At 42.0% G+C, this 11,275-nt stretch carries 7 protein-coding genes, 4 pseudogenes and 1 riboswitch; of the genes and pseudogenes, 7 read left to right on the top strand and 4 right to left on the bottom strand.

Annotation, left to right across the window (positions count from 1 at the left end):
* Nucleotides 1–143: 143 nt before the first annotated feature.
* A pseudogene (locus ACKI4H_RS03315) lies at nucleotides 144–1,343 on the top strand (putative bifunctional diguanylate cyclase/phosphodiesterase); the annotation flags it as partial.
* Nucleotides 1,344–1,770: 427 nt separating this feature from the next.
* Here the strand turns inward: ACKI4H_RS03315 and ACKI4H_RS03310 are convergent.
* Both ACKI4H_RS03310 and ACKI4H_RS03305 read right to left on the bottom strand, forming a co-directional pair.
* Nucleotides 1,771–2,271: pseudogene (locus tag ACKI4H_RS03310) on the bottom strand (phosphatidate cytidylyltransferase); the annotation flags it as partial.
* A gap of 389 nt (nucleotides 2,272–2,660) precedes the next feature.
* Nucleotides 2,661–2,828, bottom strand: a pseudogene (locus ACKI4H_RS03305) (IS5/IS1182 family transposase); the annotation flags it as partial.
* A gap of 544 nt (nucleotides 2,829–3,372) precedes the next feature.
* Here ACKI4H_RS03305 and ACKI4H_RS03300 point away from each other — a divergent pair.
* The 4 genes from ACKI4H_RS03300 (at nucleotide 3,373) to ACKI4H_RS03285 (ending at nucleotide 7,197) form a co-directional block, all read left to right on the top strand.
* Complete coding sequence (locus tag ACKI4H_RS03300; RefSeq protein WP_407303883.1) at nucleotides 3,373–4,320, top strand: aldo/keto reductase; 948 nt, start codon at nucleotides 3,373–3,375, stop codon at nucleotides 4,318–4,320.
* Between the two features lie 136 nt (nucleotides 4,321–4,456).
* Entirely contained in the window at nucleotides 4,457–5,491 is a 1,035-nt protein-coding gene (locus ACKI4H_RS03295) for an amidohydrolase family protein (protein WP_407303882.1), read from the top strand.
* 289 nt (nucleotides 5,492–5,780) lie between these two features.
* Nucleotides 5,781–6,170, top strand: coding sequence for a DUF2255 family protein (locus ACKI4H_RS03290; RefSeq protein ID WP_407303881.1), 390 nt, complete (start codon nucleotides 5,781–5,783; stop codon nucleotides 6,168–6,170).
* A gap of 4 nt (nucleotides 6,171–6,174) precedes the next feature.
* On the top strand, nucleotides 6,175–7,197 hold the full coding sequence (locus tag ACKI4H_RS03285) for an aldo/keto reductase (protein ID WP_407303880.1): 1,023 nt from the start codon (nucleotides 6,175–6,177) through the stop codon (nucleotides 7,195–7,197).
* Nucleotides 7,198–7,329: 132 nt separating this feature from the next.
* Here ACKI4H_RS03285 and ACKI4H_RS03280 read toward each other — a convergent pair.
* Nucleotides 7,330–7,772: pseudogene (locus ACKI4H_RS03280) on the bottom strand (transposase); the annotation flags it as partial.
* 155 nt (nucleotides 7,773–7,927) lie between these two features.
* A riboswitch (cobalamin riboswitch) is annotated at nucleotides 7,928–8,078 on the top strand.
* Nucleotides 8,079–8,399: 321 nt separating this feature from the next.
* On the opposite strand from ACKI4H_RS03280, the gene ACKI4H_RS03275 reads away from it, so the two are divergent.
* Entirely contained in the window at nucleotides 8,400–9,536 is a 1,137-nt protein-coding gene (locus ACKI4H_RS03275) for a 5-methyltetrahydropteroyltriglutamate--homocysteine S-methyltransferase (protein ID WP_407303879.1), read from the top strand.
* A 122-nt stretch (nucleotides 9,537–9,658) separates the two neighbouring features.
* Nucleotides 9,659–11,053: a methylenetetrahydrofolate reductase C-terminal domain-containing protein gene (locus ACKI4H_RS03270; protein WP_407303878.1), complete on the top strand. Its 1,395-nt coding sequence runs from the start codon at nucleotides 9,659–9,661 to the stop codon at nucleotides 11,051–11,053.
* Between the two features lie 112 nt (nucleotides 11,054–11,165).
* Here the strand turns inward: ACKI4H_RS03270 and ACKI4H_RS03265 are convergent.
* Nucleotides 11,166–11,275, bottom strand: a 110-nt coding sequence (locus ACKI4H_RS03265; RefSeq protein WP_407303884.1) for an IS3 family transposase, incomplete at its 5' end; no start/stop codon positions are given.

Below are 11,275 nucleotides of genomic sequence, written 5' to 3'. Positions count from 1 at the left end.
GTGCTGAATGCTTTGCCGCTATGGATAGAAGATTACAATTGCAATCATCCACATAGTGGATTAAAAATGAAATCCCCTCGGGAGTTTCGGGCGCTAAAATTAGCGAGTTAACTGTCCGTTTTTACGGGGGCTAATACATACCACCTTTAATTCTGTTTTACCTCGACCTAGATGACTTTAAGCCCCTGAATGATAGCTTGGGACATCAGGTCGGGGATCAGATTCTGAAAAGTGTTGCGGAACGTTTACAAAATTCTCTAACAGACGGGGATTTTCTTAGCCGTTTTGCCGAAGATGAATTTGCATTATTGATGTCAGGACCTCTTGATGAGAAGAGTATTATCGCAGTAGCGGAAAAAATTCTCGATCTTCTTTCGCAACCATTTCAGGTGGATAGTCACCAGATCCATTTGAGTGCCAGTATTGGCATAGGGATCAATCATGACTCTATACAACGCTCTTCTGACCTTTTATATGCATCGGTTTGGGCAATGAAGGAAGCCAAAAAACAAGGTCGTAATACTTGGCAATGCTATAAAGAAAGTAATCATAAAATTGCTCCAGAAATAGACTATGCCTATTTGCGTCTGGAACTGCGGGAAGCCATTCAGAAGAAACAGTTTAATTTGTTTTATCAACCGCTGGTTCTGCCATCAACAGGAATGATTCAGGGGGTGGAAGCTCTTATCCGTTGGTGTCATCCAGAACGAGGTTATATTTTCCCGGATGTCTTTATACCTTTAGCAGAAAGAACTGGGCAGATCGTAGCTATTGGTCAATGGGTATTAGAAAAAGCCTGTTTAGATATTGCCCACTGGAATCAGCAATATGATACGCGTCTTACTGTTTCGGTCAATATTTCTCCCTTACAGTTTAATAGAACGGGGTTTCTGGAGGGACTTGAGAATGTGCTGGAACTCAGTCAATTGCCTCCTGAATTACTCAAAATTGAAATTACCGAAGGTGTGATTATTACAGGGGCAGAAAGGACGGTAGAAATTTTGAAATCGGTACGTGCTCTAGGAGTACACGTATCAATTGATGACTTTGGTACCGGTTATTCAAGCCTCAGTTATTTACGTCGTTTACCCATCAATCAAATTAAGTTAGACCGTAGTTTTATTGAAGAACTCACCCTAAATAATCAGGATGCGGCCATTGTCCAATCGATTATCCATCTGGCACATCAGCTCAATTTAGAAGTTGTGGCAGAAGGTGTCGAAACATTGAAACAGGCCAGTCTGCTACATCAGCAAGGTTGCGATCTGCTGCAAGGCTATTTTTATGCAAAACCGGCGCCGATCACGGATTTAAAACTGATCTATACGGCGTTAGGAAATTAGAGAATTCTGTAATAGGGGGAAACCTGGGACAAAATGATGACTCAAAATGTATAGCCTTAAAGAAAACAGCTCAGGTTTATCGTTGGCATGAGTCCAAGCCCTTGACTCTTGGCGTTAAATATAATCATCACAACCATGATGATTTATTATTTTGGGTCAGGGATCACGCTACTTAAAGTAGCCATGTCGATAGATGAGTCTGTAATCACAGCAAATGAGGCGGCTGATAATGCTTCACAAGATGTACCAAGCTTATGCGGATTCTAGTTAGTTTTAATTTGCTATGAAGGGGGTTTGTCATGTTGTTTTTGGATTTTAATGAACAGATATTTTGCTATCGAATAATGTATTGAATCAATTACTCAGTAAGTAAGATGGACGTGAAATGCTGAATCAGCAAAGCCAAAAAATTCGCTGATTCAATGTCTTAACTCCACCAATAGCGTAATATATGAAAGAAAATAGGTGCAGGAAAACAAATAGAGTCAATTCTGTCGAGCATTCCACCATGACCTTGAATTAAATTCCCCCAATCTTTAATACCACGGTCACGTTTGATGGCAGACATAACTAGACCACCAAAGAAACCAAACATACATACAATAAAGCCGATTAATGCAGCTTGCCAATAATTAAATGGTGTTAACCAAGCCATTGCAACGCCCAATGCAGTTGCTAAAGCAACCCCACCTAAAAGCCCTTCAATTGTTTTCGAGGGAGACAAAATAGGAGCGACTTTGTGTTTTCCAAATAACTTTCCGCATACATATTGTAAAACATCTGAAACTTGAACAACCATAATGAGCCAAATTGCGAGCCAAATTTTTTCACCTTCAAATCCTGGAACTTTAAGTGTAAGTAAAGCCGGTACATGGGAAATACAGAATACACTGACCATTAATCCCCATTGAATTTTGGCACTTCGTTGGGCCTATGGCAAAGCAACATCGTATGGCTTTATTAACGATAGCAAGTCTCTTAACTGCGTTTGAACAAGTGATGATGCAATGTTGATTGCTTTAATTTTATTAAATGTCGGTGCGCTGATCACGACTTGGCATCGTGCAAGTCATGCTTATCACTATTTAGAAAAAGAAATAGAATGGGAAAAGAAATAAAAAAAATTTATTTATAAAAGATTACGGATGTTAAAAAGGTAACTTAATGATGATTGAGTCACCTTTTTATTATTGATTTTCTTTCAAATAATCTTTAGTAGGTTGCATCGCTTCTTTAATGTTCTGCATGGCATTTTTTAACTGGATGGCTTTTTTGCACAAAGATTTAAAGATTAGAGCTTTCCTGAGCTACTCAAATCTAAGATGCAACTTGAGTATGAGGTCGGTCTAATTCCGTAAATTTATTGAGGACATCTACACGGGCATGAATCTCATTCACTTGACTGTCAAAGTTTCTAGCACTGAGTTTATCGCCTAATAATTTGATGCAATGCATCTTGGTTTCTAGCAAACTTCGTCGGTAAAAAGAGTACTTGGCATGGAAAATATAGAAATGAAAATAGCTTAAAGGAGTATTTTAAGTATTTAAAACCTGTTCTTTAAATGAGGACACGACCTAACAAAAGATTGCACAATTTCTAATTTTCTCGCAGCTTCTGAAAGATACCTTTAAAAACAAGTGTTGATTATAGAAAGCCAGATTCCAAGCCCCTCCTTATTTACAAGAACTCAAGATTATTAACAACTATAAACTTCAGTTCTCGGCTCAATAAGCATCTAATGTGATTAGACCTGCGAGTTCATATGATTCAAGACTGGTTTTACTTATCGCTTCAAAAAGTGAAATGCGAATTTTTGTCAGGAAAGAGTTTGGATTTATCCACCAAGAAGAAGAGTCAGTTCAGGAAACAGCAAGTTTCTTTTTTTATAAGAAACCACTATACAAGAGGCCTGGTGACGGCAGTTGTCTCCTATAAAAAAATACTGCCCTTCAACTTTTTCTTTCCTTGGTCTGAACCTCATCGGGCCGGGTACTAAATGACTTCACCGGCTTTTTTCAGGAGTAGAGCATGAAAAAATTACCAAAAGTAGCATTGGGAACCTGGTCCTGGGGAACAGGATTTGCGGGAGGAGACACTGTATTCGGCAATCACCTGCCCGATAGCCAGATGGCAGAGGTATTCAGCAAGGCTATGCAGCAAGGGCTGAATTTGTGGGACACGGCTCCCGTTTATGGGATGGGAAGTTCCGAAACGGCGCTGGGTAAGCTGATTCGTCAATATCCGCGCGAAGATATCATTATATCAACCAAATTTACGCCGCAAATTGCAGATGAACAGTCCGCTGAACCCGTAACAGCAATGCTAAATGCCAGCCTTGAGCGTTTGGGTGTACAAGATATTGATATTTATTGGATACATAATCCTGCCGATGTAGAGCGATGGACGCCAGGTCTGATCCCTCTTTTACAGAGCGGTAAGATAAAGCAGGTCGGTGTTTCAAATCACAGTTTGAAACAAATAAATCGTGTAAACGAGATTTTAAAACCAGCCGGTTTCTCGGTCAGCGCAGTTCAGAATCATTACAGTTTGCTCTACCGTTCTTCTGAAGAGGCCGGGATTCTCGACTATTGCCATCAAAACCATCTGACCTTTTTTGCCTATATGGTGCTGGAGCAAGGTGCTCTCAGTGGTGGTTATGATTCGCAACATCCTATGCCGGCGGGTAGTGATCGTGCTGAAACCTATAACAATGTTTTACCGCAACTGGAAAAACTAACTGCTGCGATGAAGGAAATGGGAGATAAGAAGAATGCCAGCGTGGCCCAGATTGCCATTGCATGGGCAATTGCGAAAGGAACTCTTCCAATCATCGGTGTAACCAAAGTTGATCATGTTACAGATGCTGCCCGAGCAGCAGAGATTCAACTTGGTGCTGACGAAATAGTCACCCTGGAGGAGCTGGCTAAAGCAACAGGCGTAGATACCCGAGGTGCCTGGGAAAAACCGATGATTTAACAGGTCTGATGCCAGTAAAGAGGTCCCCCTTTGAGTAGGCTTTTAACCATATTCAGTTGATGGTTGTGTTGGCCCTTTGTATGAAAGACATCAGCAGAAACAAGTTGGCGTCATCTGTGTCACTTGCGAGTAAAAAATGAAAACAATTTGTCTGGAAGAACACTATCTCGATAAGGCATTTGCTAAAGCATCCATGGCTGTAGCGCGTGCACAGGCTCCATTTCTGCTTGACTGGGGAAGGATGGTTACAGATGGTAATCATCCGGATCGAAGCCGTCCTCAAATCGAGAAAAATGATCTAATAAATCTAAAAGGTGCAGACCTGGGTAGCGGACGTCTGGCGGATATGGATCAAGCTGGGATTACAATGCAGGTTCTTTCTGTTGGTGGATTTCCTCACTTGTCACCTGCCGCTGAAGTGGTAAATTTAAGCCGCGCCGCGAATGACCGCCTTGCTCAAGCAATTAACGCTCATCCCGACCGTTTTTTGGCATTCGCAACGCTTCCTTGGGCTCAGCCGGATGAGGCAGAAAAAGAGCTGGAGCGAACGGTCAAAGAATTAGGTTTCAAGGGTGCTCTGCTCAATGGTCGGCCTTCATCCCATTTTATTGACCATCCCGATTTCAACCGGCTACTTGAATGCTTTAACACGCTTGGCGTGCCGCTCTATCTTCACCCTGGGCTTCCTGTGCGCAACGTACAGCAGGCTTATTACAGCGGTTTCAATAGTGAGGTTACCGCCAGACTTTCCATGTTTGGCTGGGGTTGGCATCACGAGGCAGGTATTCAGCTGCTGCGGTTAATCCTTTCAGGTGCTTTTGATAAATATCCAAATCTTCAGGTCATTAGCGGTCACTGGGGAGAGATGCTACCGTTCTGGTTACAGCGCCTAGATGACAGTCTTCCCCAGGCCGCGACAGGATTAAACCGTACCCTAACCCGAACCTTTCAGGAACAGGTATACGTGACACCATCAGGCATGCTCACGCTTCCACATTTTCAGTTTATTTATGGGCTGATGGGATCACAACGGATTCTTTTTTCTGTGGATTATCCTTATCAGACTCTGGATGGTATACCAGAATTTATTCAAAGTTTACCCATTCCGGAAGAGGATAAAGAAGCAATAGCCTTCCGCAATGCTGAACGGTTACTCCAAATAAAGTCATGATGAAACCGGCTATAGCACTAAACACTATATGCAGGCGCTGCTGAAGTGGCTTAAAAGTAATTAAGCTATCTGTGCGCTACAAAGAATAGGCCTTATACCGGGGCTTAAATGGCTAGAAGAATTTTTTTGATCATCACGTTGAGGATAATCAAAGTAAAACTCTCACCAGACTCTATAAGCTGGTCAGATCAATAGTGTGAATCGTGATGAGCTAATACCAATTCCTGGTGAAAGTTCTTATTTTCTCGATATGGTTACTCATGAAGTGCGTGAATATCAGGAGGTGGAGATGAGCTGGGATCCAGATTTACTTGATCAAATCAACAAGGCAGATGATTTGAAAATTGCCCCATATCATTATGATATGCAAACAACAGGTACACCGACCTGGATATGGGAGGTGGTCGTTGAAAACCGTCTTTTTGTACGGGCATACAGCGGAGTGACATCCAGTTGGTTCAAAGCTGCCCTTAAGCAAAGGGCCGGCAGAATCTATGCAGCAGGCAAGGTTCATGAAGTCAGTTTTTCACCTGTGTCTGATCCCTTGTTACAGCAAAAAATTGACGATGCTTACCGCCACAAATATGCTCAAAGCAGCTACCTGCCTAGCATGATTAGTGGGCGTGCCATCTCAGCTACGGTTGAAATTTCACCCAAAAATGATTTGAGGAGTAAATAGTCAAATGCAATATACCCAACTGGGTAAAAGTGATTTAACGGTATCTCGTATTTGCATGGGATGCATGGGTTTTGGCGATCCGTCCACAGGTCAACATAGCTGGACACTAGGAGAGCAGGAAAGTCGTGACATTATCCGCTACGGTCTGGAACAGGGAATTAATTTTTTCGATACTGCCATTGCCTATCAAAATGGATCAAGTGAGCGTTATGTGGGTCAAGCGCTGCACGATATGACAAAGCGCGATAAAGTCGTTTTGGCCACCAAATTCTTACCGCGTACGCCCGAACAAATTACCCGTGGTATCAGCGGGAAGCAGGCTATAGCTCAATCACTTGATCAGAGCCTGCAAAATCTGGGCATGGACTATATTGATCTCTTTATTTACCATCTCTGGGATTACAATACACCAATCATTGAGGTACTTGAGGCCCTGCATCAGGCCATCAAGTCCGGTAAGATCCGTGCGATTGGTATCTCCAACTGTTATGCATGGCAATTGGCCAAAGCGAATGTGCTGGCTGAGTGTGAAGGTCTTACCCAGTTTGTTTCCGTGCAAAGTCACTACAACCTGATCATGCGTGAGGACGAGCGTGAACTTTCGGGTCTGTGCGCTGAAGATGGTATTGCGATGACTCCTTACAGTGCTTTGGCCAGCGGTCGTCTCGCCCGGAAGAAAGATCATCAGACCCGACGCGCCGTTGAAGATGACTATGCAAAACTGAAATACGATAAAACGGCTGCCCAGGATCAGATCATCATCGATAGGGTAGCTGAACTTGCTAGACGTTATCAGGTTTCAATGACTGAAATTTCACTGGCATGGCTGCTCACAAAAGTTACAGCTCCAGTCGTGGGCATAACTAAAAAACATCAGATTGACGATGCAGTAAATGCCGTGAATTTACAGCTCAATCAAGAAGATATTTATTATCTGGAAGAGCGTTATCAGCCACATTTTCTGTCTGGAGTCATGGCACAAAATACGCCACTAACCAAGAACCAACCACAGGTCTGGACCCGATAAGTGCAGCACTTAGATTGTTTGCTGCAAGATGAATTTTTGTAGAGAAAGCGGAAAAGGGAGCTTAGATATCTGACCATATAATCACTGTTCATGGCGCTGAGCCAGTAAAGATGGATAGGATACTCAGGAGGGATGTTTCTTAAGTTTCCATTCACCTTCACCCACTTCAAACCTTACGAAAAAGTGTTTTTCATATCACTAAGCAGATGGGTAATCCACCATACTTTTTTGATAACTAACCGCAATATCAATATCCCTTTGCCTTCTACCGATAATTGAATAATCTGGTACTGTCCAATCCAAGCCACAAAGTTTAATGAGACTTTGCACAAAACCTGTGACCATACGCAAAGAGAGCTGAAATAGAGATTTAACCATTAGGCAGCATGGGATGGCTGCCATCAGAATAAGTTTGATTTTATTCTGGTTTGCCTTTTGGTTGAGCGTACCAAGGGGCAATAGGATTAAGCTAAATCTTGAAGTTTCCTTGATTCATCAACCTTGTGCAGTATACTGCTCATGTAAGAAGACCCATTAATTATGCAATAGAGTTTCTTAGGTGTAGGCTTATTCATCTGATAATTATATGGTTGCATAAGCCCTGAATGGTAGGTATATGCAATAAAGCCACTTTAATTAAAAACAATGATGTCCTTCCAGAGACTTGGAGTATCAGAGAGGTTGATGATGAATAATCATAAACTGTTTGACTTAGCAAAAACTTCACCTTAGGCTTTGCATGGCTTCAGGTGCTTCCTTAGAGAAGTGAAACTGGGAAGTTAGTGCACATTGTGCAAGCTAACACTGCCCCCGCAACGGTGAATAGGATGTTAATCCAATATCCTTAAGTCCGGAGACCGGCCTAAAGCAGACCAAAATAATGCGGTGGGCGTTAACAGGGGTTGTCTTAATTTAATTTGATCTTTTTCAATTTTCTTTTGCGCGCCTATATCACCCCAGCATCATCCATTTCGATATCGCACGGGGCGTGTGTTCAGGTAAATTATGCTTATTTTTAAACCATTTTATTTTTATTCCTTTTTTTACCTATCTCCTTCAGCTGGTCTGCCTGTTGAAATCTAATTCCTTACAAAATATTTTATTGACTCAACGTCCTGGATTGACCAAGTGACGTTCTGCCTCCCTCTATTTAAATAAATGCTGATCCATTCATGGCATTTATACGACGATGAATTAAAACAATGACCACAAGCAATACCATTCAAACTGCTAAAACTCAGTATGCAGGCAATAAAGCAGAACATGTCGGCAGCTTTTTAAGAGCGCTAAAATTAAAGAAGGCACGTTATGATTTTGCGGATCGTGTTATTTATGAAGAAACTTTGCGACAGGTTGAAAATGCAGAAATTGATAATCTGATCGATATCCAGCTCGATCTTGATTGTTCAGTGATGACAGATGGTGATTTTCGCTGTGCTTGGTGGCATTTTGATTTCCTGGAACAGCTCGATGGAATTGAAGGCTATAAAACCCGTAATGGTTTACAATTTAAGAATGCCGTGACTAAACCTTATGACATTCGTGTCGTAGACAAAATTTCTTTCAATGAATATCATAATTGTTTGGCCCACTATCGTTATCTATACGATGCAATTGAGGGTTTTGCAACAGCCAAATATTGTCTGCCTAGCCCAAATATGATGCTGTATCCGCATCTGCGTAATAACCGCTATTATGCCGGTGACTTAGATACCTATATTCAAGATCTAGGTCTATGTTTTCGAGAAGCAATAACTGCACTTTATGATCAGGGTTGCCGCTATATCCAGATCAATGACCAGTTTTTGGCATATCTGTGTGATGAACGCTATCGTACGCAGGAGCGCGAGCAGGGGATGAGTCCAGTAGAACTAGCTGGTTGCTGTGTTAAAGCTCTAAACCTTGCATTAGACAATAAGCCTGAAGACTTGTTTGTCGCCTTGCATATAGAACGTGGAAACTTTTGTTCAAGCTGGTTATATCAAGGAGACTACGACTTTATTACAGACCATGTTTTGAATAAATTGCACAATATTGACCGCTATTTCTTAGAGTTTGACACTGAACGAGCTGGAAGTTTCGAACCTTTAGCAAAATTAATAAACTTAGATTTGGATATATTTTTAGGTCTGATTTCTACCAAAAAAGAAATGCTAGAAACTCGATCTGAGATTATCAGTCGTATTAAAGCAGCGTCTGAATTCATACCCCTAGAGCGGTTAGGCTTGTGTCTTCAGAGTGGTTTTGCCTCGATGGAAGAAGGCAATAAGGTGTCCTACGATACCCAGTGGAAGAAAATCAAACTGATGAATGAGGTTGCGAAAGAGGTTTGGGGATAATTATCACTTAGTAGGTATCACTTCTGTCACCGCTATTTACTGGTAGTGACAGGTGGTATTTCAATCTTTCTGGCCTATAATTCAGCTAGATTTCTTTCTAATCTTTTAGATCTCCTTTGTATATGCCTCAATTATCTTCCTGTTTTCAGAAAAACCAGTTTTGTATTCTGGTGGAATACCTCACTTCATTGAATGGGATTTCCCCCGTGAAAACTGAATTTGCTGGATATCCTGCAGTGATGACATTGGCAGACCGTGTTCATTCAGACCATGATATGGCACCGTTTGCAGCGAGCCAGCAGTACCCCGATTCAGTCGACAAGGTTTTACATTTTGCCGGAAAAGGGCGGGATATTCAGGATTTTGAGCTATTCCTGCTGCAAGCCAAAGCAGCGAAGATTAACAATCTTTTATTGCTGACAGGCGACAAGCTAAAAGCACATTGTTATGGAGAAGATGGATCTTCACGTACCCGATACCTGGAGTCGGTCAATGCGGTGATGGCAGCCAAGCACTATGGCGGATTTCATCTGGGTGTGGCCTTTAATCCGTTTAAATATGCCGAAGCTGAGCGTGACGCACAATATTTAAAACTGCACAAGAAGCTTAAGGCAGGTGCGGATTTTATTATCACGCAATTGGGTTACGACCTGGATGCCTTAAAACAGGCAAAGGCTTTTTTAAAGCGTTACCATTATCCTCAGAAAATACTCGCTTGTGTCATGCCGCTCAGTTTGGCGCGTGCCAATTTTATGGTGAAACATCAGGTCGCCGGCATCGTCATCACACCGCATATGCTGCAGGTGCTGGCAGATGAAAAGCAGGCAGGACTGGACGAACGGGTGTATTTACGCTGTGCTTTACAGATGTTAATCTGCAAGCATCTTGGTTTTGCTGGAATTCATCTATCTGCCTGTCACAAGCCTGAAGAGCAAATACTGCTAGAAAGCTATATCGAACAATTTCGGCATCTAGCTTTAGATGAACTTGAATCACTCTGGAATTCACTATGGCAAGTGAAGACTGGCAAAGAGTTTGTACCGGAATTGTCTTATTATTCCCGTCAACCGACATCCAGTCAGATCATTAAATATCAGCAACTGCATTTCATGCATGAGGCATTATTTGAATCCAAAATTGCCAAGGGTGTGGAGCATTTTATTTTTAAAGCCGCATGGTGGAAAAATACATTTGCAGCAAAAGCATTACTGAAAACTGAATTTATCTCTAAGCATGGCGTTGTGGGCTGTGAAAGTTGTGGTCAATGCCGCTTGGGAGATACTCTATATATTTGCCCGGAAACCTGCCCGAAAGGATTGGCCAATGGCCCGTGTGGGGGAACTACCCTAGATCGCTGTGAATTTGGAGATCGGGAATGCATTCATTCTGTGAAAGCCCGGCTTGCCAAGGCCCTGGGACAGACGGAAGTTTTAAAAGAAAAGCTGATTCCCACTGTACCGCTTGAAGTGCGTGGAACTAGTTCCTGGAAGAATTGGTATCTGGCGACCGAAGTTTAAGAAATGATTATTTAAGAAATAAGGTGTGAAAAGTCACTAATTTAATAGACAACTTAATAGTTTATAAAAAGCCTAACGTTATGATCTGACCCCCGAAAGTTGGACGGTTTGATTAAGCAGCTTTTAAGGACTGTTTCCTGTACTCTACAGGACTCAGTCCTTTTAATTTAACCTTGATTCGTTCATGGTTGTAATAGTGAATATATTCTTTCACGGTTTGCT

The organism is Acinetobacter sp. (assembly GCF_045628685.1).
Taxonomy (GTDB): Bacteria; Pseudomonadota; Gammaproteobacteria; order Pseudomonadales; family Moraxellaceae; genus Acinetobacter.
Note: the sequence above shows the minus strand (reverse complement) of the source record. Positions and strands in the feature narration are given on the sequence as shown.

Excerpts from the sequence above, each read along its gene's own strand:
- ACKI4H_RS03270 (WP_407303878.1), top strand. The coding sequence starts at position 9,659 with ATGCCTCAATTATCTTCCTGTTTTCAGAAAAACCAGTTTTGTATTCTG.
- ACKI4H_RS03285 (WP_407303880.1), top strand. The coding sequence starts at position 6,175 with ATGCAATATACCCAACTGGGTAAAAGTGATTTAACGGTATCTCGTATT.
- ACKI4H_RS03275 (WP_407303879.1), top strand. The coding sequence starts at position 8,400 with ATGACCACAAGCAATACCATTCAAACTGCTAAAACTCAGTATGCAGGC.
- ACKI4H_RS03290 (WP_407303881.1), top strand. The coding sequence starts at position 5,781 with ATGAGCTGGGATCCAGATTTACTTGATCAAATCAACAAGGCAGATGAT.
- ACKI4H_RS03300 (WP_407303883.1), top strand. The coding sequence starts at position 3,373 with ATGAAAAAATTACCAAAAGTAGCATTGGGAACCTGGTCCTGGGGAACA.
- ACKI4H_RS03295 (WP_407303882.1), top strand. The coding sequence starts at position 4,457 with ATGAAAACAATTTGTCTGGAAGAACACTATCTCGATAAGGCATTTGCT.